Source organism: Pseudomonas sp. NBRC 111123 (assembly GCF_001320205.1).
Classification (GTDB): Bacteria; Pseudomonadota; Gammaproteobacteria; order Pseudomonadales; family Pseudomonadaceae; genus Aquipseudomonas; species Aquipseudomonas putida_J.
The window spans coordinates 227,931-251,562 of sequence record NZ_BCAZ01000002.1 but is presented as its reverse complement, the minus strand read 5'-3'; the positions used below and the strand labels follow the sequence as shown (position 1 = coordinate 251,562).

At 62.1% G+C, this 23,632-nt stretch carries 23 protein-coding genes; 16 read left to right on the top strand and 7 right to left on the bottom strand.

Features of this window, described 5'->3' with window-relative positions; all coding sequences use genetic code 11:
* The first annotated feature begins 173 nt into the window (after positions 1–173).
* The 6 genes from APH27_RS02385 to APH27_RS02360 all read left to right on the top strand — a co-directional run bounded on the left by APH27_RS02385 (position 174) and on the right by APH27_RS02360 (position 5,547).
* Positions 174–1,667 (top strand): acetyl-CoA hydrolase/transferase family protein, encoded by a 1,494-nt coding sequence (locus APH27_RS02385; protein ID WP_060483876.1) that lies wholly within the window; start codon positions 174–176, stop codon positions 1,665–1,667.
* A 415-nt stretch (positions 1,668–2,082) separates the two neighbouring features.
* Positions 2,083–2,235, top strand: coding sequence for a DUF1127 domain-containing protein (locus APH27_RS02380; protein WP_371260231.1), 153 nt, complete (start codon positions 2,083–2,085; stop codon positions 2,233–2,235).
* Between the two features lie 300 nt (positions 2,236–2,535).
* A complete protein-coding gene (locus APH27_RS02375) occupies positions 2,536–2,853 on the top strand; it encodes a DUF2388 domain-containing protein (RefSeq protein WP_060483875.1) in 318 nt (105 codons plus the stop codon).
* Positions 2,854–2,941: 88 nt separating this feature from the next.
* A complete protein-coding gene (locus APH27_RS02370; protein WP_060483874.1) occupies positions 2,942–3,235 on the top strand; it encodes a DUF2388 domain-containing protein in 294 nt (97 codons plus the stop codon).
* 36 nt (positions 3,236–3,271) lie between these two features.
* The gene (locus APH27_RS02365) at positions 3,272–3,592 is read left to right on the top strand and encodes a DUF2388 domain-containing protein (protein WP_027917214.1); all 321 of its coding nucleotides are present in this window, start codon (positions 3,272–3,274) and stop codon (positions 3,590–3,592) included.
* Complete coding sequence (locus APH27_RS02360) at positions 3,589–5,547, top strand: DUF4105 domain-containing protein (protein WP_156335844.1); 1,959 nt, start codon at positions 3,589–3,591, stop codon at positions 5,545–5,547. The genes APH27_RS02365 and APH27_RS02360 overlap by 4 nt, the downstream gene beginning before the upstream one ends.
* 131 nt (positions 5,548–5,678) lie before the next feature.
* On the opposite strand, the gene APH27_RS25540 is transcribed toward APH27_RS02360, so the two are convergent.
* A complete protein-coding gene (locus APH27_RS25540; RefSeq protein WP_082434965.1) occupies positions 5,679–6,080 on the bottom strand; it encodes a GFA family protein in 402 nt (133 codons plus the stop codon).
* A 266-nt stretch (positions 6,081–6,346) separates the two neighbouring features.
* Here APH27_RS25540 and APH27_RS02355 point away from each other — a divergent pair, with 266 nt between their 5' ends.
* The 9 genes from APH27_RS02355 to APH27_RS02315 all read left to right on the top strand — a co-directional run bounded on the left by APH27_RS02355 (position 6,347) and on the right by APH27_RS02315 (position 16,559).
* Positions 6,347–7,654, top strand: a complete 1,308-nt coding sequence (locus APH27_RS02355; protein ID WP_027917211.1) for a CitMHS family transporter — start codon at positions 6,347–6,349, stop codon at positions 7,652–7,654.
* Positions 7,655–7,724: 70 nt separating this feature from the next.
* Positions 7,725–8,495, top strand: coding sequence for a TerC family protein (locus tag APH27_RS02350; RefSeq protein ID WP_060483872.1), 771 nt, complete (start codon positions 7,725–7,727; stop codon positions 8,493–8,495).
* A gap of 228 nt (positions 8,496–8,723) precedes the next feature.
* Positions 8,724–10,382, top strand: a complete 1,659-nt coding sequence (locus tag APH27_RS02345) for a Na/Pi cotransporter family protein (protein ID WP_060483871.1) — start codon at positions 8,724–8,726, stop codon at positions 10,380–10,382.
* Positions 10,383–10,412: 30 nt separating this feature from the next.
* Entirely contained in the window at positions 10,413–11,816 is a 1,404-nt protein-coding gene (locus APH27_RS02340; protein ID WP_060483870.1) for a pitrilysin family protein, read from the top strand.
* A gap of 156 nt (positions 11,817–11,972) precedes the next feature.
* Positions 11,973–12,995, top strand: coding sequence for a DUF5924 family protein (locus tag APH27_RS02335; protein ID WP_027917207.1), 1,023 nt, complete (start codon positions 11,973–11,975; stop codon positions 12,993–12,995).
* Positions 12,996–13,075: 80 nt separating this feature from the next.
* Positions 13,076–14,209, top strand: coding sequence for an ABC transporter permease (locus tag APH27_RS02330; protein WP_027917206.1), 1,134 nt, complete (start codon positions 13,076–13,078; stop codon positions 14,207–14,209).
* On the top strand, positions 14,206–14,997 hold the full coding sequence (locus tag APH27_RS02325) for an ABC transporter ATP-binding protein (RefSeq protein ID WP_027917205.1): 792 nt from the start codon (positions 14,206–14,208) through the stop codon (positions 14,995–14,997). Before APH27_RS02330 ends, APH27_RS02325 begins: the two co-directional genes overlap by 4 nt.
* A gap of 3 nt (positions 14,998–15,000) precedes the next feature.
* A complete protein-coding gene (locus APH27_RS02320; RefSeq protein ID WP_027917204.1) occupies positions 15,001–15,939 on the top strand; it encodes an MlaD family protein in 939 nt (312 codons plus the stop codon).
* The gene (locus APH27_RS02315; protein ID WP_060483869.1) at positions 15,936–16,559 is read left to right on the top strand and encodes an ABC-type transport auxiliary lipoprotein family protein; all 624 of its coding nucleotides are present in this window, start codon (positions 15,936–15,938) and stop codon (positions 16,557–16,559) included. Before APH27_RS02320 ends, APH27_RS02315 begins: the two co-directional genes overlap by 4 nt.
* On the opposite strand, the gene APH27_RS02310 is transcribed toward APH27_RS02315, so the two are convergent.
* The 6 genes from APH27_RS02310 to APH27_RS02290 all read right to left on the bottom strand — a co-directional run bounded on the left by APH27_RS02310 (position 16,541) and on the right by APH27_RS02290 (position 22,067).
* On the bottom strand, positions 16,541–17,770 hold the full coding sequence (locus APH27_RS02310) for a nucleoside recognition domain-containing protein (protein ID WP_027917202.1): 1,230 nt from the start codon (positions 17,768–17,770) through the stop codon (positions 16,541–16,543). The genes APH27_RS02315 and APH27_RS02310 overlap by 19 nt on opposite strands.
* Positions 17,771–18,017: 247 nt before the next feature.
* On the bottom strand, positions 18,018–19,346 hold the full coding sequence (gene gltP, locus APH27_RS02305) for a glutamate/aspartate:proton symporter GltP (RefSeq protein ID WP_027917201.1): 1,329 nt from the start codon (positions 19,344–19,346) through the stop codon (positions 18,018–18,020).
* 752 nt (positions 19,347–20,098) lie between these two features.
* Positions 20,099–20,572 (bottom strand): inhibitor of vertebrate lysozyme family protein, encoded by a 474-nt coding sequence (locus APH27_RS02300; protein WP_060483868.1) that lies wholly within the window; start codon positions 20,570–20,572, stop codon positions 20,099–20,101.
* Positions 20,573–20,574: 2 nt separating this feature from the next.
* Complete coding sequence (locus tag APH27_RS25535) at positions 20,575–20,736, bottom strand: DUF1328 domain-containing protein (RefSeq protein WP_003252966.1); 162 nt, start codon at positions 20,734–20,736, stop codon at positions 20,575–20,577.
* 38 nt (positions 20,737–20,774) lie between these two features.
* Entirely contained in the window at positions 20,775–21,068 is a 294-nt protein-coding gene (locus APH27_RS02295; RefSeq protein WP_060483867.1) for a hypothetical protein, read from the bottom strand.
* A gap of 177 nt (positions 21,069–21,245) precedes the next feature.
* On the bottom strand, positions 21,246–22,067 hold the full coding sequence (locus APH27_RS02290) for a BON domain-containing protein (protein ID WP_060483866.1): 822 nt from the start codon (positions 22,065–22,067) through the stop codon (positions 21,246–21,248).
* A 210-nt stretch (positions 22,068–22,277) separates the two neighbouring features.
* On the opposite strand from APH27_RS02290, the gene algB reads away from it, so the two are divergent.
* Entirely contained in the window at positions 22,278–23,624 is a 1,347-nt protein-coding gene (algB, locus tag APH27_RS02285) for a sigma-54-dependent response regulator transcription factor AlgB (protein WP_060483865.1), read from the top strand.
* Positions 23,625–23,632: the final 8 nt, after the last annotated feature.

The window sequence follows — 23,632 nt, the reverse complement described above, 5'->3', positions numbered from 1 at the left end:
AAACCAGCTGATATAAAGGAAGCCCCGGTCAGAATCTGCCGGGGCTTTTCTTTTCTTGATCCAGATCAACGGCTCTAATTCAAGGCTTGTCATACGACCATGGTCGTGGGACGGCAATGGGCGAAATCTCTAGACTGCGCTTCAGTAGTTTCAGTAGCCCGAGATAACAATCCATGTACCGTGATCGTATCCGCTTGTCCTCCCTGCACAGCAAGGTAATGAGTGCGGCTGATGCCGCTGGCCTGATCGAGGACGGCATGACCGTCGGCATGAGCGGTTTCACCCGCGCCGGCGAAGCCAAGGCTGTGCCGCATGCCCTGGCCGAACGCGCCAAGCAGTCGCCACTGAAAATCAGCCTGATGACCGGCGCCAGCCTGGGCAACGACCTCGACAAGCAGCTGACCGAAGCCGGCGTGCTGGCACGCCGCATGCCGTTCCAGGTCGACAGCACCCTGCGCAAGGCCATCAACGACGGCCAGGTGATGTTCATCGATCAACACTTGTCGGAAACCGTTGAGCAGCTGCGCAACCAGCAGCTCAAGCTGCCGGATATCGCGGTCATCGAAGCCGTGGCCATCACCGAGCAGGGCCACATCGTGCCGACCACTTCGGTGGGCAACTCGGCCAGCTTCGCGATCTTCGCCAAGCAAGTGATCGTCGAGATCAACCTGTCGCACAACGCCAACCTCGAAGGCCTGCACGACATCTATATCCCGACCTATCGCCCGACCCGCACGCCAATCCCGCTGGTCAAGGTCGACGACCGCATTGGCAGCACCGCGATCCCGATCGACCCGGCCAAGATCGTCGGCATCGTCATCAGTGACCAACCGGATTCGCCATCCACCGTCCTGCCACCGGATGACGAAACCCAGGGCATCGCCGACCACCTGATCAACTTCCTGAAGAATGAAGTGGAAGCAGGCCGCATGACCAACAAGCTCGGCCCGCTGCAGGCGGGTATCGGCAGCATCGCCAACGCGGTGATGTGTGGCCTGATCGAGTCGCCGTTCGAAGACCTGACCATGTACTCCGAAGTACTGCAGGACTCGACCTTCGACCTGATCGACGCAGGCAAGCTGAGCTTCGCCTCGGGCAGCTCGATCACCCTGTCGACCCGTCGCAATGCAGATGTGTTCGGCAACCTGGAGCGCTATAAAGACAAGCTGGTACTGCGCCCGCAGGAGATCTCCAACCACCCTGAAGTGGTGCGCCGCCTGGGCATCATCGGCATCAATACGGCGCTGGAGTTCGACATCTACGGTAACGTCAACTCGACCCACGTCTGTGGCACCAAGATGATGAACGGCATCGGCGGTTCGGGTGACTTCGCCCGCAACGCCCACCTGGCGGTATTCGTCACCAAGTCGATCGCCAAGGGCGGTGCGATTTCCAGTGTGGTGCCGATGGTCAGCCACGTTGACCATACCGAACACGACGTCGACATTCTGGTCACCGAGCAAGGCCTGGCCGACCTGCGTGGCCTGGCACCGCGTGAGCGTGCCCGGGCGATCATCGACAACTGTGTGCACCCGGACTACCGCGCTGCGCTGAACGATTACTTCGATCGCGCCTGCCAGCGTGGCGGCCACACCCCGCACATCCTGCGTGAGGCGCTGAGCTGGCACGAGAACCTGGAAGAAACCGGGCGCATGCTCGCCAGCTGATCCCGCTGCATCAACTGTTCGGGCCTTGTCGTCGCCACGCCGGCGACAGGGGCCGTACAGTCAAACCCGCCTACCTAAACACCTCCCCTAGTATCCAGACAAAAACTGTACTTCTGTACTGGTATTTTCAGGCCTTCACGTCTTTCAAAACCCCTGAGCGAGGCAAAAACGCACCAAGCCAGTGCGGACCGGTACAGTTTCGCCTATTTCGAGTGCAACAGTAGGGTTAAACAGTTAACTGGCCCATCGCATTACTAATGAACTGTATCTACTGTTATGGACAGCAGAGGAGGATCATTGGCATCAGTTAAATCACTACCTAATCCCGCCATAAGCGGAAGGATGAAACATCATGGAACGTACCCTCAGTTCCGGTCTGGTTTTTGAAAGCAACGCCCAGCAGTCCAAGGCCTCGATGCCACTGCGCGCTATCTCCACCCTGCTGCTGTGGCAGCGTCGCATGGCCAGCCGCCGTCAACTGGCTCGCCTTGACGCCCGCCTGCTGGCCGACGCCGGTATCAGCGAGTCGCAGCGTTATGAAGAGCTGAGCAAGCCGTTCTGGCGCTAAGCTCCGGTTCGCCGGCTGCGGCCGGCACCGCGAATTCCCAAACCCGTTGCAGGCGACTGCATCGGGTTTTTTATTGCCCGTGAGGTGCAGGCCAGAGCGGCTTCCTGCAAAACAGGTACAGTTTTGCAAGAATTAAATAATGACCGTAACAGTTCTTGGCTGTGGCACTCATTAACATCCAGAAACAGCACCGCGTGATACGCTTCGCTCAGCAGTCTGGTAGAAGCATTGTCAAAAACGTACCTCGACTCGCTGTGCAAGCGTCCGATAAAGCAGAACCCTATCCAGGAGTCCAAGAACATGTCCCATAAATACCTGATTGGCGCCGCCCTGCTGCTCGGCCTGGCCAGCACCGCCAATGCCAGCAGTTTCGTTGTCACCACCGATGCCGTGGTCCGCGCTTTCGCCGCCTCCACCGACGCCACGTCCGACCTGACTTCATCGTTCCGCGATGACAAGATCGTGCAGGCCGCACGTGATGACGCCGCCAGCTTCGTCGGCACCGAAGGTGCCATTCGTGGTGCGCGGCTGGAAAGTGCCTTCCTGCACATCCGCTCGACCATGCCGCAGCTGCAAGCCAGTGATGCGCAGCTGGCTCAGGCCATCCTCGCGATCTGATCCAGGCTATGCAAACAGGTACGTCGGCCAGGGCCCACGTACCTGGAGTAGCCTTCGCCGTTAATTTCCCCAGCCCTCAAGAATGCTTATGCGTTATCTGTTGCCGTTGCTGTTCACCGCCACTGGCATGGCCAGCGCCCACGCCATGGACACCACCACCCAAGGCCTAGTCATCACCGGCTACGTCACCAGCCAGGTCACCACAGCCCCCTTCGACCGCAAATTGGTCAGGCAGGCCCGTGACGATGCTGCGGCATTCGTTGCCAGCGATGGCCTGATCCGCGGTGCACGCCTGGAAGCCGCACTCGACTCGCTGCGCCACAACTGCGCTCGGCAATCCGTCGGCGACCTTGAACTGGCAGAAGCAATTCTCGTCCAATAACTACCCCTGACTCCCTGTATTTTTCGGAGATGCTCCATGCGTAAACCGCTGATTGCCGCTACCCTCGGCATGTTGCTGCTGGCCGACCTGGCCCATGCACAGACCCTGGTGGCCACCAGCAACATCATCGTGCGTGCCTTTGGCCGCTCGATCGACTTCACCTCTGACACCACCACTTCGATCCGCGATTCCAAAGTCGTGCGTGAAGCCCATGACGATGCCGCCAGCTTCGTCGCCAGCAATGGTGATATCCGTGGCGCGCAGCTCGAGGCCGCTTTCAACACCCTGCGCGAGCGCGTACCTGAAGCGCGCGGCGCCAGCGACCAAGTACTGGCCGAAGCCATTCTGGCGCTGTGAGCCACATGCGTGCCTGGCTGCTCGGCTGCGTCCTGACGCTGCTGGGCACTCCCGCCCTGGCCGACCTGCAGCTCGAACTGCAGGCTGCAGGCCTCGACCCGCAGCAGGTCCAAGCCAGCCAGGCCCTGCTTGACGAGGCCATGGGCAAGCTGCCCCCACGATTCAAGCAACAGCTGGACCGGCGCGTCCAGGTCAGCTGGACCGACAACATGCCAGCCGATGCCTATGGCCAGGCTTCTCTGGTTTCCACCCTGGCGCTCAACCGCCGCCTGCTGCCAGGCCTGGCTGATGGGAGTGCCGCCACCGAACGCACCAACCGCCCCCATGGGACCGTGCGCGAAGAGCTGCTGGCCACCGTCCTGCACGAGCTCACTCATATCTATGATCGCGCCCGCCTGTGGCCGAGTGCCGAGCGTTCGCTGATTGCCCGCTGCGCGCGCCAGCAAGGCACGCTGGGCAAGATCGGCCAGCCGGAAGAGTGCCGCGGTCAAGCCGAACGCCGCTTTACCCTCAGTGACGACCCGCGCCTGCTCGACCTGGCCGGCTGGCCGCAATACGTCGGCCGGCGGGGCGAGCGTGAGCAGCACAACGCCCAGTTCATGCGCAGCCCCGACAGTTACGAGCTGAGCAGCCCCAAGGAATACATCGCGGTCAACATGGAGTATTTCCTCCTCGACCCAAGCTATGGCTGCCGTAGGCCGGCGCTCAATCAGTACCTGCGTGACCACTTCGGCTGGGCGCCACAGCAGAACACCTGCGCCAAGGGCTTGCCGTTCATCAATGCCGGCAGTGACTTCGCCCGCCAGCCGCTGGGCGAGATCGACCCCGAACGGGTCTACCAGGTCGACTTCCTTTTGGCTGAAGCCAATCAGAACCTGGTCAGCCGTTGGGGCCACAGCATGCTGCGCCTGGTGATCTGCAAACCCGGCCGCCCACGCGGGCCGGATTGCCGTCTGGACCTCGACCAGAGCCTCGTGCTGTCCTACCGTGCATTCGTCAACGATGTGCAGCTGTCCAGCTGGGACGGCCTGGTCGGCGTCTACCCTTCACGTCTGTTCGTGCTGCCGCTGGGCCAGGTGATCGACGAATACACCAAGACCGAGCTGCGCAGCCTGGCTTCGGTGCCGCTCAAGCTGAACCGCGACGAGATCGAAAACCTGGTACGCCAGGCCGCCGAGATGCACTGGAGCTACGACGGCAACTATTGGTTCCTGTCCAACAACTGCGCCGTGGAGTCGTTGAAGTTGCTGCGCAGCGGCACTGCCAACCCACGCCTCAATGACCTCGACAGCATCATGCCCAATGGCCTGCTGGCGGTGCTCAAGGGCAGGGGGCTGGCCGATACCAGCGTGCTCGATGACCCACGCGAAGCGCTGCGCCTTGGCTACCGCTTCGACTCCTATCGCGACCGCTACCAGGCCATGTTCGATGTGCTGAGGAAGCAGCTGCCGATCCAGCAAACCCAGGTCGAGGACTGGCTGGCCCTGGATGCCGAACAAAGACGCCCCTGGTTCGACAAGGCCAACCTGCGCACCAGCGCAGCCTTGCTGCTGCTCGAGCAGGCCAGCCTGCGCCGGCAGTTGCTGCTGGCGCAGGACGAAGTGAAACAACGTTACCTGAACGCTGCTGCGCTGAAGGACGGCAGCATCAACAAGGCCGACGCGACCCTGAAGCAGATGCTCGCCAACAGCGGCTTCCTCAGCCGCCCGGCCGAGTTGCTGGATGCCAAAGGCTACGGGTTGCCGCAGGCAGAGGAGCGTACGCACCTGGAACAGGTCAGCACCGAACGGCAGGCCAAACTGCTACGGCTCAGCACCGACCTGGACAAAGAGGTGAGGGCGCTGCTGGAGCCATCACGGGCGAAGGCAATTGCTGCGGTCGAGGCCAATGTGAAGCAGATTGGCGAGCACTTGCGGGCGTTGCACAAGGCAGCTGGCGGCCTGCAGCTACCCTAGGGCCTGCCTGCTGATCGTCTGTAGAAGCGGCCTTGGGTCGCGAAAGGGCCGCAAAGCGGCCCCGGCAATATTTGCAGTTAAGCTGAAATCGAGGGGCTGCTTTGCAGCCCTTACGCGACACAAGGCCGCTCCTACAATTTCTCCTCAGCCTCACCGGGCAACTGTTCATCCAGATGCAGCCAGGGCAACCGGCTGTCAGTCCAGATATGCCGCCTGGCTGGCACCCGTTCCGGGTGATCCAGCGTCGCTACAGTCACATCGATGCATCCCGGACTATGCTCGGTGACCAACGCCAGATGCGCCCCGCATTCCCCACAGAAATACCGCTTGCAACTGGCCGGTGCCACATAGCACTGAGGCCGCCCCGCCAACCAGCGAAAACCCGAGCGGGGAAGGGTGACCCAGGTCACCACCAGCCCGCCGCTGACCCGCCGGCAAATCGAACAATGGCAATGGGCGACGTCCGTCAGGTCACCCTGCAGCCGATAGCGCAAGGCGCCGCAATGGCAGCCACCCTCGGTTACATCCTGCATCACCTACCTCCCGTCGCCGTTTTCTCGGCGAAAGCTAGCTGAAAGCTTACCCCCCTAGGATAGCCTCCACTACCGGCACAAGACCGGTCAGCCAAGGTGCTTGGAAATCTCCGCGCCTGGCCCATCAACAACAACAATGGTGATTCTGATGTATTCCTGCGCCCGCCTTTCTGTAATCCCTCTCCGCATGCTCCCCGCGCAGCGCCAAACGCGCTGATCCGCCCGAATCGACAATCCTTTCGCCGCGCCACGCCTGGAGTATTGCCATGCTGACCTTCCTCGGCTTTGCCATGGTCATCACCTTCATGTACCTGATCATGACCAAGCGCCTTTCGGCCTTGATCGCGCTGATCCTGGTACCGATCCTGTTCGCCCTGTTCGGCGGTTTTTCCGCCAAGATCGGCCCTATGATGCTCGAAGGCATCAGCAAGCTCGCGCCCACCGGTGTGATGCTGATGTTCGCCATCCTCTATTTTGCCCTGATGATCGACTCCGGCCTGTTCGACCCGGCCGTGCGCAAGATCCTCAAGCTGGTAAAGGGTGACCCGCTGAAAGTCTCGGTTGGCACTGCGGTGCTGGCCCTTGTCGTCTCGCTCGACGGTGACGGCGCCACCACCTACATGATCTGCTGCGCCGCCATGCTGCCACTTTACAGCCGCCTGGGCATGAGCCCGCGGATCATGGCCGGGTTGATCATCCTCGCCGGCGGGGTGATGAACATGACCCCGTGGGGTGGCCCGACCGCCCGTGCCGCCAGCGCCCTGCATGTAGACCCGTCGGACATCTTCGTACCGATGATCCCGGCCATGGTCTTTGGTGTGCTGGCGATCCTGGCCATCGCCTATATGTACGGCAAGCGAGAACGTGCCCGCCTGGGTGAACTGCACCTGCCGACCGATGACATCGACCACAGCGAAATCAGCGTGTCGCAGTTCCCTGAGGCGCGTCGCCCCAAGCTGATCTACTTCAACGGCGCCCTGACCGCAGCGCTGATGGTCGCGCTGATCGCCGGCGTGCTGCCGCTGCCGGTACTGTTCATGATCGCCTTCAGCATCGCCATGATCGTCAACTACCCATGCCTGCAGCAGCAGAAGGACCGTATTGCCGCCCATGCCGGCAGCGTGCTGGCCGTGACCGGGTTGATCTTCGCCGCCGGCATCTTCACCGGTATCCTGTCTGGTACCGGCATGGTCGAGGCCATGTCCAAGAGCCTGCTGGCGGTCATTCCTGAAGCATTGGGCCCGTACCTGGCAGTGATCACCGCGATCGTGAGCATGCCGTTCACCTTCTTCATGTCCAACGACGCTTTCTACTACGGTGTGCTGCCGGTGCTGTCGGAGGCGGCCAGCCATTACGGAATCAGCCCGGTGGAAATGGCCCGTGCCTCGATCGTCGGGCAGCCGGTACATCTGCTCAGCCCGTTGGTGCCCTCGACTTACTTGCTGGTGGCCCTGGCCGGTATCGAGTTCGGCGATCACCAGCGCTTCACGCTCAAGTGGGCAGTGCTGGTATGCCTATGCATAATGTTCGCCGCGCTGCTGATGGGCATTTTCCCGCTGTTCAGTAGTCTTTAACTAACACGTATCACCCAATGCGATGCGCCCCCGAAGGGGTGCATCGCCTTTACCGTTTGAAGGAATACACATGGAATGGCTGACCAGCCCGGAAATCTGGGTTGCCTTTTTTACCCTGACGGCACTTGAGATCGTCCTCGGGATCGACAACATCATCATGATCTCGATCCTGGTCAGCCGCATGCCCAAGCACATGCAGCCGCGCACCCGGATCTTCGGCCTGGCCCTGGCCATGGTTACCCGGATCATGCTGCTGCTGTCGATCACCTGGGTCATGCGTCTCACCGCCGACCTGTTCGTGGTTTTCGGCCAGGGTATCTCCGGGCGTGACCTGATCCTGTTCTGCGGCGGCCTGTTCCTGCTGTGGAAAAGCTCGCAAGAGATCTACCACGGCCTGGAAGGCGAGGAAGAAAGCGCCGACGAGCCCAAGGGCGCGGGTGGCAAATTCCTCTACACCATCATCCAGATCGCAATCATCGACATCGTGTTCTCGCTGGACTCGGTGATCACCGCCGTCGGCATGGTCTCGCACGTGCCGGTGATGATTGCCGCAATCGTCGTCGCGGTACTGGTGATGATGGCTTGTGCCGGCGCCATCAGCGACTTCATCGACAAACACCCATCGCTGAAGATGCTTGCACTTTCGTTCCTGATCGTCGTCGGTACCGTGCTGATTGCCGAATCTTTCGACGTTCATGTTCCGAAGGGCTATGTCTACTTCGCCATGGCCTTCTCCCTGGCCGTTGAGGCAATCAACATCCGCATGCGCACTGCCCTGGCGCGCAAGCAAGGCAAGGAACACGACCCGGTGAAACTGCGCAAGGACGTCCCGGGTCAGTAAGATCAGGACGCGCTAACAGAAGGGCCCTGCGGGGCCCTTTTTCATGTACAGGCTTTCATGACAGAAACATTTCAAATACTTGCAGAGCGTGCCAAGCTGGCGCGAGGTCCGCAAAACAACTAAAGCTTGAGTAAGCACTGGATCAAAACACCCACCCCCGGGCCAGGCTTACAGCTTCATCCATTTTGGCTCCGCCACTGGAGCCCGATAACAAAGGGGGGCTCGACCATGCTGACCCTGCTCAACCTGCTCTCCGCCGTGGCCTTGCTGGTGTGGGGCACGCATATCGTCCGTACCGGCATCCTCAGGGTGTTCGGCTCCAACCTGCGCCGCGTGCTGAGCCAGAACATGAACCGCCGGCCGCTGGCATTCATTGCCGGCATCGTTGTCACTGCCGTGGTGCAGAGCAGCAACGCCACCGCCATGCTGGTCACGTCCTTCGTCGGCCAGGGCCTGATGGCCATGACCCCGGCGCTGGCGATCATGCTCGGTGCCGATGTCGGTACCGCGCTGATGGCCCGTGTACTGACCTTCGACCTGTCGTGGCTGTCGCCACTGCTGGTGTTCCTCGGGGTGATCTTCTTCCTCTCGCGCAAACAGACCCGCGCGGGCCAGCTGGGCCGCGTGGGCATCGGCCTGGGGCTGATCATTCTGGCCCTGCAGCTGATCGTGCAGGCCGCGGCGCCGATCACCCATGCACAAGGGGTGAAGGTGCTGTTCGCCTCGCTGACCGGCGATATCCTGCTCGACGCCCTGTTCGGCGCACTGTTCGCCATGGTCTCGTATTCCAGCCTGGCTGCCGTGCTGCTCACCGCCACCCTGGCCGGCGCTGAAGTAATCAGCCTGCCGGTGGCCATCGGCCTGGTCGTCGGCGCCAACATCGGCAGCGGCTTGCTAGCCTTCATCAGCACCAGCATGCAGAACGCCGCAGGTCGCCGCGTGGCCCTGGGCAGCCTGCTGTACAAGCTGATCGGCCTGGTGCTGATCATCCCAGTGCTGCACCCACTGGTGGAGTGGATGGACAGCCTGAGTTTCAGCCCGCAGGAGCTGGTGATCGGTTTCCACCTGCTCTACAACACCTTGCGCTGCCTGATCATGCTGCCAACGGTCAAACCCATGGGCCGTCTGTGCAACGCGCTGTTGCCCGAACGCGAGGCGGCCAATGGTCAGATACGCCCACGCCACCTCGATGCCTCGGCTCTGACCACACCGAGCTTGGCCTTGGCCAATGCCGCACGGGAAACTCTGCGCCTGGGCGACATCGTCGACAGCCTGCTGGAAGCCATGCTCGGCGCCCTGCGTGGCACCCACACCGCCATGCCCCAACAGGTCCGGGCTTTGGGCGAAGATGCCGAAGCGCTCTACAACGCGATCAAGCTGTACCTGGCGCAAATGCCACGGGAAGACCTCAGCGATCAGGACAACCGACGCTGGGCAGAAGTCATCGAGCTGGCGATCAACCTGAAGCTCGCCTGCGACCTTATCGAGCGCATGCTGCGCAAGGTGCAGCAACAGAAAACCAGCCAGCGCCGGGAGTTTTCCCAGGTCGGCCTTGAAGAGCTCACCGGGCTGCAGGAACAGTTGCTGGCCAACTTGCGCCTGGGCCTGTCGGTATTCCTGAGCGCCGATCCGGAAAGCGCGCGCCTGCTACTGCGCGAAAAGCGCCGTTTCCGCGCTCAGGAACGCCGCCTGGCGCATGCCCATGTCAGCCGCTTGCAGCGTAAGGTGGTGCAAAGTATCGAGACGAGTTCGCTACACTTGGAGCTGATCGCCGACATGAAGCGGTTGAACTCTTTGTTCTGCAGCAGTGCCTATGTGGTACTGGGTGGCTCGGACACTGGCGGGTTGTTGCTCGACAGCGAACCGGAAGATGCCCACCTGTCCTGATCTTGCACACCTGGAGACCGTCGCTCGCCCATGCGTTGCCTGATGTTCGTTTGCCTGCTGATCTGCAGCCTGCCCTCATTTGCCCTTGATCGCTCACGGGTCGAGGGTTACCTGTTGCCCAATGGCCTGCAGGTGATCCTGAAATCCGGTTACGAGCGCGACCATGTGGCGATACGCCTGGTGGTGGGGGTTGGCCTGGATGACTTCGGCTGCGAGCAGAAGGAGTTGCCGCACCTGCTTGAGCACCTGCTGTTCACCGGCATCGACGAGACCGGTGAGGGCGGCCTGGAGGAGCGCCTGCAGAGCCTGGGCGGCGAGTGGAACGCCTATACCAGCAGCGCCGACACCACCTTCGTCATCGAGGCACCGGCACGCAACCAGCGCAAGGTGCTCGACCTGTTGCTGGCAATCATCCGCGACACCCGCATCGACGCCAAGGCGCTGGCCACGGCCAAGCACATCATCGAACGCGAGGATGGCGGCCACTATGGCCACCTGCAGCGCTGGCTCGACCGCCAGGACATCGGCCACCCGGCCAGCGACCAACTGGCCACCGAGCTGGGCCTGAAATGCGCCGAGCGCTCCAATGTCGACGACATGACCCTGGAGCAGGTGCAAGCCCTGCGCGAGCGCTGGTACGCCGCCAACAACATGACCCTGATCGTGGTCGGTGGCCTGGACCGCCTGCTGCCTGCATACCTGGAGCGGACCTTTGGCGAACTGCCTGCCACCGAGCCGGAAGAACGGCGCAACCTCGAAAGCATCAGCCAGCAAGCCGAACAGCGGCGTGACCTGACCCGCGGCGTGCTGGGCGACAGCGTCAAGCTGCACTGGCTATTCATCGAGCCGGTGCTGGACAGTGACCACCAACAGACCCTGGACCTGCTGTCGCGCTACCTCGATTGGGCCATCTATGACCAGCTGCGCCTGCGCAACGGCCTGTCCTACGGGCCGTCGGTGCAACGCGAGAGCTTTGGCGACAGCGGCATGCTCAGCCTCAATGCCGACCTTGAGCGCGACGATGTCGACCAGGCCGTGAAGCTGATGCAGCAGTTGTTCGACCATCTGCGCAAGGAAGGCCTTGACCCAGACACCTTCGCCCGCATCAAGGACGCCGCCGTGGCCAAGGAAAGCTGGAGCACCCAGGGCAACAGTGCGCTGGCCGATTACTACTGGGGGGCGCTGAACGAGTACAACAATGGCCGCTTTGCCGACCCGGCGCGCAAGTTGCGCCAGGTGACCCTGGAACAGGCCAACGCAGCCTTGAAGGACTTGCTCAAGGACCAGGGCTACCTGCGGATCGAGAAGCCGTTCCTGGGGTATGACGAGCTATACGGACTGGTGGCATTGCTCCTGGGGCTGGTACTGGCGCTTGGGCTGTTGCGCTGGCGCCGGCACACGCCAGAACGGCCGAGTGGTGCTACACGCCAATAGTGAATCGGCGGTATCCTTTTGCCAGTACCGGCCCTTTCGCGGGTAAACCCGCTCCCACAGATAGTGCACTGGCATTGAATCCTGTGCGGTTCTTGTGGGAGCGGGCTTGCCCGCGAAGAGGCCGGCACAGCCACCTCACATTTCTGTTGCAGACCCATGCCCCCAATACCCCACTTCGTCCAGCGCGTCATCGAGCTGCTCAAACGCTACCCCGGCGTCATCGCACTCGGTGGTTTTCTCTCCGGGATTGGCAGTTTCATCCTGGTCGACCGCCAGGCCAGCCTGGCCAGCTGGATCGCCATACTCATGCTGGTCAGCTGGGTCTGGCTGATGCTGGAAAACACCCTGACCGGCCTGTTCGCGCGCACCTTCAAACGCGAAATCCCGCAGCCACTGCTGCGCTACGCGACGCAGATGATCCACCAGGAAAGCCTGTTCTTCGTCCTGCCGTTCTTCTTCATCACCACCACCTGGAACAGCGGTCAGCTGGTGTTCACCGGCCTGCTTGGTGCTGCCGGGCTCATCTCGATCATCGATCCTCTGTACTACAAGTGGCTGGCACCACGGCGCTGGCTGTTCCTGGCGCTGCACACCCTGACGTTGTTCGCCGCGCTGCTCACCGCGCTGCCGATCATCCTGCACCTGACTACCGCACAAAGCTTCAAGCTGGCGTTGATTGCCGCCATGGCGCTGTCGTTCCCAAGCCTGCTCAGCAGCTTCCCGGTCAATACGTGGCGCCGTGGTGTGGCATTGGTACTGGTTACTCTGGCTGTAGGCGGCAGTGGCTGGTTGCTGCGTTCCTGGGTGCCACCGGCAACGCTGTGGATGACGGACGTGGCGGTCAGCACCGAAGTGCTCAATCGCCAGCCCGGCGAATCGCTCGAAAAAGTGGCTGCCAGCCGCATCCGCAGCGGTGGCCTGTACGCCTACACCGCGATCAACGCGCCACGAGGTCTGGACGAGCGCATCTACCATGTGTGGCAAAAGGACGGCCAGGAAGTCGACCGCATTGCCCTGGATATCCACGGCGGGCGCAAGGAAGGCTACCGCGCCTGGACCCACAAGCAGAACTTCCCGCCCAACCCGGTGGGCAAGTGGCAGGTGCGGGTGCTGACCGAAGATGGCCAGGTGATCGGTGTGCTGCGCTTCAAGGTAGTGGACGACGCGCCTGCGCCGTGAGGCGGGCGCAGGACAGCACATATTCAACAAACCGCTCCATGCCCGCTGCGCTATGATCAGCCTCTAGCCCAGTCGGATGCATGGAGCCTATGACCACACCCAGCGCCACCCTGGACACCAGCTGCCAGCCGGCCTGCCTGCGGATCGCCGGTGACTGGACCCTGGCCCATTACGCCAGCCTCAAGCGCGACAGCGAGCGCCTGCGCACGCAGTATGGCACCGATGCCATAGCCGACCTCAGCCAGCTGGGCCGCCTGGATACCGCAGGTGCCTCGCTGCTGGCCGAGTTGCTCGGGTCCGAGCGCCTCTCGCACTGCACCCATGACCTGCCCGAAGCCAGCCGCGCCCTGCTCAAGAATGTCTACTGCTCGGTGCAGGACTACTGCATCCCGATCAAGGAGCCCGAGCGCAACGTGCTGCTGGTGCTATTGGCGCGTATCGGTTGTGCGGTCGGCACGCTGTGGCAGGACACCATGCAGTTGCTCGGATTTCTCGGCCTGATCATCGAAACCCTGCTGCGTCGCGTGCTTCAGCCTCACCGCTGGCGTGTCACCCCGGTGATCGCGCACATCGAGCAGACCGGGCTGGATGCCGCCCCCATCGTCGCCTTGCTGACCTTCCTGGTGGGCGCGGTGGTGGCCTTCCTCGGGGCCACGGTGCTGGCCGACTTTGGCGCAACCGTCTTCACCGTCGACCTGGTGGCCTTCTCGTTCCTGCGCGAGTTCGCCGTACTGCTGACCGCCATCCTCATGGCCGGGCGCACCGCCAGTGCCTTCACCGCGCAGATCGGCTCGATGAAGGCCAATGAAGAGATCGACGCCATCCGCACCCTGGGTCTCAACCCGATCGAACTGCTGGTAGTGCCGCGGGTGTTGGCGCTGCTGATTTCACTGCCGTTGCTGACCTTCGTCGCGATGATCTGCGGCATCGTCGGAGGCGCAGTGGTCTGCGCCCTGTCACTGGGCATTTCACCGGCGATGTTCCTGTCGCTGCTGCAAACCGACATCGGCGTGCAGCACTTCCTGGTCGGCCTGGCCAAGGCACCGATCTTTGCCTTCCTGATCGCCGCCATTGGTTGCCTCGAAGGCTTCAAGGTCAGCGGCAGCGCCGAATCGGTCGGCGCCCACACCACCTCCAGCGTGGTGCAATCGATTTTCGTGGTCATCGTGCTGGATGCGGTGGCGGCGCTGTTCTGCATGGAGATGGGCTGGTGAACGGCCGGGAAGCGGTGATCGAAGCGCGGGGTATCTGCAACCGCTTTGGCAGCCAGGTAGTGCACCAGGACCTCGACCTGGACCTGTACCGCGGCGAAATCCTCGCGGTGGTCGGCGGGTCGGGTAGCGGCAAGTCGGTGCTTCTGCGCAGCATCATCGGCCTGCGACGCCCCAACGAGGGGCAGGTCAAGGTATTCGGCGAAGACCTGGCCGGGTTGCGTGAGGAACAGCGCTCGCTAGCCGAACGCCGCTTCGGCGTGTTGTTTCAGAAAGGCGCGCTGTTTTCGTCATTGACGGTCACCGAGAACGTGGCCCTGCCATTGATTGAACATGCCGGCCTGTCACGCGCCGATGCCGAGCACCTGGCCGGGGTCAAGCTGGCCCTTGCCGGCCTGCCGATTTCCGCCGCCGACAAATACCCCTCGTCACTCTCCGGCGGCATGATCAAGCGCGCAGCCCTGGCACGCGCACTGGCACTGGACCCGGACATCCTGTTCCTCGACGAACCCACCGCAGGCCTGGACCCTATCGGTGCCGCAGCCTTCGACCAGTTGATCCTGACACTGCGCGATGCCCTGGGCCTGAGCGTGTTCCTGATCACCCACGATCTCGACACCCTCTACACCATCACCGATCGCATCGCCGTGTTGTCACAGAAGAAAGTCCTGGTCGCAGGCCCCCTGGCCGAGGTCGAGCAGACCAACGACCCCTGGATCCACGAATACTTTCACGGCCCACGCGGGCGTGCAGCCGAACACGCCGCCGCCAGCGCCGGGCAGGAGCGCTGAACAATGGAAACCCGAGCTCATCACGTCCTGATTGGCCTGGTCACCGTCCTGGTGGTGGCTGGCGCCATGCTGTTCGGCCTGTGGCTGACCAAATCCAGCGTCGACGACGCCTTCAAGGATTACGAAGTCATCTTCAACGAAGCCGTCTCGGGGCTGTCCCGTGGCAGCCCCGTGCAGTACAACGGCATCAAGGTCGGCGATGTCACCAGCCTGCGTCTGGACCCGAAAGACCCACGCCGGGTGCTGGCCCGGGTGCGCCTGAGCGGCGACACCCCGGTCAAGGAAGACACCCAGGCCAAGCTGACCCTGGCCGGGGTCACCGGCAACTCGTTCATCCAGCTCAGCGGTGGCACGCCGCAAAGCCCGGAACTCAGGGGCAAGGACGGCAAGCTGCCGGTGATCGTCGCCTCACCTTCGCCGATCTCCCGCCTGCTTAACGACAGCAGCGACCTGGTGACCAACATCAACCTGCTGCTGCACAACGCCAACCAGATGTTCTCTGAAAGCAACATCGACCGCCTGAGCAACACCTTGGCCAACCTGGAGCAGACCACCGGCGCCTTCGCCAACAAGAAGGGCGGTATCAGCGACGCCATCGAGCAACTGGCCCAGGTCGGCAAGCAGGCCAACGCCACCTTGGCCGAGACCCAGGCGCTGATGCGCAACGCCAACGGCCTGCTTGGCACCCAGGGCAAGCAGGCCATCGGCAGCGCCGAGCAGGCCATGCAGTCGCTGGCCGAAAGCGCCGCGACCATCAACAGCCTGCTGCAGGACAACCGCCAGTCCATCGATGACGGCGCCCAAGGGCTCAACCAGCTGACCCCGGCCATCCGCGAACTGCGCGAAACCCTCAACTCGCTCAAGGGCATTTCCCGGCGCCTGGAGGCTGACCCGAGCGGCTACCTGCTTGGCCGCGACAACAACAAGGAGTTCCAGCCATGATTCCATCGCTGCGCCTGCTGGCACTGGCGGCCACCCTTGGCTTGGCCGGCGCCTGCTCGATCCTGCCGCAGAGCGAACCGGTTGATCTCTACCGCCTGCCGGTGAACCAGGCCAGCCACAGCACTACCCCGGTGGACTGGTCCCTGCGCCTGAACAAGCCACTGGCCAGCGAAGCGCTGGCCGGGCCACGCATCGCCGTGATACCTCAAGGTGATGTGATCAGCAGCTACAAAGGCGCCCGCTGGAGCGACCCGGTGCCATTGCTGGTGCGCAACCGCCTGCTCGATGGCTTCCAACGTGATGGCCGGGTGCAACGGCTGAGCGCTGACGACAGTAACCTGCAGGCCGATTACGAACTGAGCGGCGAGCTGCAGGCGTTCCAGAGCGAGTATCAGCCGGGGGGCAAGGTGGAAGTGGTCATCCGCTATGACGCACGCCTGGTGCAAGGCCGCAGCCAACGCATTCTCAGCAGCAAGCGCTTCGAAGTGCGCCAGCCATTGGCAGATACCCAGGTCTCAGCCGTGGTCGCCGGCTTTGGCGCGGCCAGCGATCAGCTGGCCGGGCAGGTGGTGAACTGGACCGTGACGCAGAGCACCCAGGCTCAGGCGAAGAACCAGTAGCAGACGCAGATGGCCGCGATCACACCGGCCAGCTCGGCCAGCAAGGCGCAGCCGACAGCGTGGCGCACACGCTGGATACCGACTGCGCCGAAGTACACCGCCACCACGTAGAAGGTGGTTTCGGTGCTGCCCTGGATGGTTGCGGCCACCAGGGCCGGGAAGCTGTCGACACCGTGGGTCTGCATGGTCTCGATCAGCATGGCCCGCGCCGCACTGCCGGAGAACGGCTTGACCAGTGCAGTGGGCAGGCCCTCCACGAAGCGGGTATCCAGCCCCATCCCGTTGACCGCATGGCGAATGCCATCCAGGGCCAGCTCCAGTGCGCCCGACGCCCGTAAAACGCCCACCGCGACCAGCATCGCCACCAGGTATGGCAGCAGGCTCTTGGCCACATCGAAACCTTCCTTGGCGCCTTCGACGAAGGTTTCGTACACCTGCACCCGCTTCAACGCGCCGATCACCAGGAACAGGATGATCACCCCGAACAACGTCAGGTTGCCGAGGATCGACGACAGGCTGGCCAGTGCGGCAGCCGACAAGGTACCGAGGAAGGCCATGAAGCCACCCAGCAGCAGCGCGCCGGGGATCAGGTAGGCGAGCACCACCGGGTCCCACAGCCGCAGGCGCTGCATTACCGCCACCGATAGCAGGCCGACCAGGGTCGAGGCACTGGTCGCCAGCAGGATTGGCAGGAACACCAGCGTGGGGTCAGTAGCGCCTTGCTGGGCGCGGTACATGAAGATGGTCACCGGCAGCAGGGTCAGCGACGAGGCGTTGAGCACCAGGAACAGGATCTGCGCGTTGCTGGCCGTGGTGCTGCTGGGGTTGAGCTCCTGCAGTGCACGCATGGCCTTGAGGCCGATTGGCGTGGCAGCATTGTCCAGGCCCAGGCCATTGGCGGCGAAGTTCATGGTGATCAGGCCTAGAGCCGGGTGGCCTGGCGGCACTTCCGGCATCAGGCGGGCGAACAGCGGCCCCAGCACCTTGGCCAGCCATTCGACGATGCCGGCCTTTTCAGCGATCTTGAGGAAGCCCAGCCACAGGGTCAGGGTGCCGAACAGCAGGATCATGACCTCCACCGACAGCTTGGCCATGGCGAAGATGCTCTCGACCATCGCCGCGAAGATGCCGGCATTGCCACCGACCAGCCATTGGGCCAGGGCGGAGACGGCCGCCACCAGGAAAAAGCCGAGCCAAAGGCCGTTGAGCATCCGTGTGTTCCCCCTGAAAAATGCCCGAATGATAGCGTATCGCGGCCGGTCGCTGGAGATCTCGCAGCTGTCACAGAACCCTGTGAGAGCGGGCTTGCCCGCGAAGCAGGCAGCGCGATGGATGGCAGCGGCTTCGCCGGTGTTCGCGGGCAAGCCTGCGCCCACATGGGTCAGCAAACAACCTGGGCCATCCCACAGACAACAAAAAGCCCCGACATGTCGGGGCTTTCTGGTTCAGCAGGTTTGGCTATCGCTTGGCTGGCTCGCCAACCACCGCAGCCTGCTGCTTGTCCGCCATGAGCGAGGCGTAGTACTGCTCGCCCTTGGCGGCGTCGTACATGCCTTCCCAACGCGCAATCACCAAGGCTGCCAACGCGTTGCCGATCACGTTCAGGGCAGTACGGGCCATGTCCATGATGCGGTCGACACCGGCGATGAAGGCCAAGCCTTCCAGCGGGATGCCCACACTGCCCAGGGTCGCCAGCAGCACCACGAAGGATACCCCCGGTACACCGGCGATGCCTTTGGAGGTGACCATCAGGGTCAGCACCAGCAGCAGCTGCTGGCTCCAGGACAGGTCGATTCCGTACAGCTGGGCGATGAAGATGGCCGCGATGCTCTGGTACAGGGTCGAACCGTCAAGGTTGAACGAGTAGCCGGTCGGTACCACGAACGAGCAGATCGACTTCGGCGCACCGTATTTCTCCATCTTCTCGATTACGCGCGGCAGCACGGTTTCGGAGCTGGAAGTGGAGTAGGCGAGGATCAGCTCATCTTTCATGATGCGCATGATCTTGATGACCGAGAAGCCGAACAGGCGCGCTACCAGGCCCAGCACCATGAAGGCGAAGAAGGCGATGGCGAAGTACACCAGCAGTACCAGCTTGGCCAGCGGCAGCAGCGAGCTGAAGCCGAAGTTGGCGACGGTCACGGCGATCAGGGCGAACACACCGATCGGGGCGTAGTTCATGATCATGTGGGTGACCTTGAACATGGTCTCCGACACGGCCTGGAAGGTACGCACCAGCGGCTCGCGCAGGTCGGCCTGCAAGCTCGACAGGCCAAGGCCGAACATTACCGAGAAGAAGATGATCGGCAGCATTTCGCCACGCATCAGCGCTGCGAAGATGTTCGAAGGGATCAGGTTGAGCAGGGTCTCGATGAACGCGTGTTCATGCTGAACCTCGGCTGCAGTGGCCTGGTACTTGGAGATGTCGACGGTACCCAGGGTGCTCATGTCGATGCCGGCGCCCGGGTGGAACAGGTTGGCCAATACCAGGCCGACCACGATGGCGATGGTGGTCACCACCTCGAAGTAGAGGATGGTCTTCAGGCCGATGCTGCCCAGTTTCTTCGCATCGCCAACCCCGGCGATACCCACGATCAGCGACGAAATCACGATCGGGACGACGATCATCTTGATCAGGCGAATGAAGATGTCACCGGCGGGCTGGAGGACGTTGCTGATCCACCAGGCCTTTTCCGCGCTGAAGTGGTTCAGCAGCGCGCCGACTGCAACGCCCAGGACCAGACCGATGACGATCTGCCAGGCGAGGCTCAGTTTTGCCTTCTTCATGTCTTTACCCTTTGTTCTAGTGGTCACGGGCACCGACCGGAAAAGCGCGTAACAGAGCCGTTGGCAACGTCACGGGGAGCTTTTGGCTTCCGTCCGGGGACCTCGTGTAAGGACACCGCGAGCGAGCGACAGGGCGCTCGGGCCAGCGAAAAAGGCCGCAACTATTGCGATGGGGAAGGCTGAAATCTAATGCCGGAAACGCATACCCCATACCGATACGGCATAGGCATTCAGGTCAAAATACGCCGCGCGTAAGTCATTGATTTATAACGTTCGGAAATCCGAACAAGACCAAACCGCCATATTTAGGCAGTATTGACGGTCTATAGGCAGGGATAAAAACGGCTTGTTCGACAATCCGAATGGCCGAAATGACACTTGCGCGGCCCCCGTATCGAGCGAAAAAAAATTGATGTACGGTCAAGACAAAATGTGTCCTGAGGGTCGGAACCTGAAAGGAATCAGCAAAAACCGAAAAGGAAGTGCTAAATGAGGGTGAGGCGCCTCGGAAGCCAGGCCTGGGTCCGATGTTTGTCAGACACCCCCCCGGCCTGATGCTTCCGATTCTGCCTTTTCCTGACCCGGCCCAATCCTGGAGGTACTCCCTGTACCCCTAGGCCACTCCGATCCTGCAACAATCAGAACAGCCCGGCCCCCTGGTCATGCGCTACCCCTCCTCGGGGCGGCGCATCATAGAAGCGAGAAAGATAGAAAGGTTCCGCTTCTATTGCGTGACAGTGCGCGACCGCTGGTCAGTACCAATTTGGATCGCGCTTGAGTTGCTCTTGCAACATCGCCTTCATGCCGTCGTCCGGTTTGCCCAGCCAGCGGTACTGCGCATGGCGGGTTGGCGACTTGTCACTCGGCAAGCCTTCGGGCACTTCCACGAGCATCCCGTAGGCATCGTCCTTGTCCCAGCTGAACGCTACGATCAAGCGCTTGTAGGTGCAGTTCTGCGGCGATTCGCACAACGGGCCGACCAAATACTTGTCGCCGTCTTCAGTAACCGCAGACATCTGCTCCTGGCCGCTGCCACTCAGGTTGATCACCCAATCGGGCAAGCGTTCCTCGCCCTTGATGGTGTCCTGCCAGGTTTCCCGGTATTCGGGGTCCGAGCCGAGCAACTGCTCGACCCGGACCTGGCCGTCATTGGCCGCCAGCGCCGTTGCACTGCCGCCCAACATCAAGGCGGCGGCAGCCAAGGCTGTACAGAGCTTCCTGCTCATCTTCAACCTCGACCACGTCCAAAGAAGAAGGAAGCTACGAACAGGACCAGGAAGACAATGAACAGGATCTTCGCAATACCTGTAGCGGCGCCAGCGATACCACCGAAGCCAAGCACTGCGGCGACAATGGCGATGATTAGGAAAGTGATAGCCCAACTCAGCATGATGCTTCTCCTTTCTTTTTTGAAATCGGTCCGGCGTCTCAGAACACCCAGCGCTGCTGGGGCACGACGTTATCCACAGTTGCCGGCGAGGTATTGCCGGTAGGCCGCTGCCCGGCAGGTTCGGCGGTATTTACCAGCGTGTTGGCGCGGGTCACCTGAATCTGCGTCAGCAGCGCGGTCTGCGCTGCGACCTGATCGGCAAGGCGCGCGGTCTGCCAGCTGTAGTAAAAGAGGCCAGCGGCCAAGGTCAGCAGCAACGCCATTCCGAGCAACAGAAACTGGTGCGCGGGCAGTGCGGCATTCAGCGAGCGTTTGACGGATGGGCGGTTCATGCCGGCTTCTCCTGCTGTAATTTTTCTATTCAAACCTGAACAGGTAATTGCAGCCTGCATGCCAGCCTTTCAATTTAAATAAAATCCTTATAAATCAATAAGTTAAAAGCATAATGATTAATGGTTGAACGCGTATCCTGCACGATGCCCTCACTGGCGTCGTGCGAATTGCACGATTCAGCCCTCAACCTTGGTCGCCACTTTCAGCAGATCGGCGTCTACACCCCGCACGCCGATGATCTCCCGGGCGATATCCACAGCGATGGTCTTCTGTTCGCTGCTGACAACCTCACCAGTAAGCCGAACCATGCCTTGCTCACTCGCCACCTTGATATTCAGCCCGTCCAGATTGCGGCTGAAGCGGAAGCTGGTCTGAATCTTGTCGACCACCCAGCTGTCGCTCGGCTGCGGTCCACGGGTGAGGCCTGACGGGTTTTCCCTCGCTTTGGCCATGGCGGCAGAATCCAGGCTGACCAGATTGTTGACCAGGTGCACGCCGTCGCTGGTGCGCGCCACCACGCCGGCCAATTCCTTGGCCTCGGCACTGTCGACCTTGCCACGCAACGTCACCACGCCTTCACTGCTTTGCACCTCGATCGGCGCTTTTTCCGTGGTTTTGCTCCACAGCAACCGAGCACGGATCACGGCAGCCAAGGTCGCATCTTCCAGCCGCTGGGCATAAGCACGCAGCTCCAGCGGGCGCTCGACCAGCTCGGCGTTGACCCGCAACTGGTTATCGACCTGCTCGATACCTCGCGTGGCCAGTGCTACATGCTCGGCCAGCTGGCGTTCGACGTCATTCTCGACTTCACCGCAAAGGCGTGCCCGCGGGCCTTCGACCTCGACCTTGATGCGAAATGGATTGAGCATCCGGTTGAGCGCTAGCGCCGTTTGCAGCGAGCCCTCCAGGCGAGCGTCCTGAACAGGGTCGGCAGACGCAGGTGTGCAAACGGACAGCAGGGCGGCCGCCAACACGGCCAGGCGGATGGTAGGGGACACGGGTGTACCTCCTTATAGTTGGCAAAAGCTGAAAATCATCGCAACCAATGTGCCAGCGTGGTGCTCTAAGCCAAGCAGCGGGAAATCCAGCGTTACGGCACAAATTGGCCATTGGCTAGCATGCAAAGGGCCGAATCCTTCACAATTGACCGTGCAACTTGCCCGATTTTTCCCACACTAATTAAAGAACTATCCGAAGGAGCGCAGGAAATGGAACCAGCCCAGGACAACCAAGGCCGCATTCTGCTGGTGGATGACGAGTCCGCGATCCTGCGCACCTTCCGCTACTGCCTTGAAGACGAAGGCTACAGCGTGGCCACGGCCAACAGCGCCGCGCAGGCCGACGCCTTGCTGCAGCGCCAGGTGTTCGACCTGTGCTTCCTCGACCTGCGCTTGGGCGAGGACAATGGCCTCGACGTACTGGCGCAAATGCGCGTTCAGGCACCGTGGATGCGGGTGGTGATCGTCACCGCGCATTCGGCGATCGACACCGCGGTCGATGCCATCCAGGCCGGCGCCGCCGATTACCTGGTCAAACCTTGCAGCCCTGACCAGTTGCGCCTGGCAACTGCCAAGCAACTTGAAGTTCGCCAGCTCTCGGCGCGTCTTGAAGCCCTCGAAGGCGAAGTGCGCAAGCCCAAGGACGGCCTCGATTCACACAGCCCGGCGATGATGGCCGTGCTCGAAACTGCCCGCCAGGTGGCCACCACCGATGCCAACATCCTCATCCTCGGCGAGTCGGGCACAGGCAAGGGCGAACTGGCCCGCGCCATCCACGGCTGGAGCAAGCGGGCGCGCAAGGCCTGTGTGACCATCAACTGCCCGTCGCTGAATGCCGAGCTGATGGAGAGTGAACTCTTCGGCCACACCCGCGGGGCTTTTACCGGTGCCAGTGAAAGCACGCTGGGGCGCGTCAACCAGGCGGATGGCGGCACACTGTTTCTCGATGAAATTGGCGATTTCCCCCTGACATTGCAGCCCAAGCTGCTGCGCTTCATTCAGGACAAGGAATACGAGCGAGTCGGCGACCCGGTCACCCGCCGCGCCGACGTGCGCATTCTTGCGGCGACCAACCTCAACCTGGACGACATGGTGCGCGAGAACCGCTTCCGCGAAGACCTGTTGTACCGCCTCAATGTCATTACCCTTCACCTGCCGCCGCTGCGCGAGCGCAGCGAGGACATCCTGACCCTGGCCGACCGCTTCCTGGCCCGCTTCGTCAAGGAATACGCCCGCCCGGCCCGTGGTTTCAGCGACGAGGCGCGCAGCGCGCTGCTCAACTATCGCTGGCCGGGCAACATCCGCGAACTGCGTAACGTGATCGAGCGCGCCAGCATCATCTGCCCGCAGGAACGCGTCGAGATCACCCACCTGGGGATGGGCGAACAACCCACCAGCAATGCACCCCGGGTAGGCGCGGCCATGAGCCTGGATGAACTGGAGCGCGCTCACATCGGCGCGGTACTTGCCGCCAGCGATACCCTCGACCAGGCCGCCAAGACCCTCGGTATCGACGCGTCCACGCTCTACCGCAAGCGCAAGCAGTACAACCTGTGAGGCTGCCG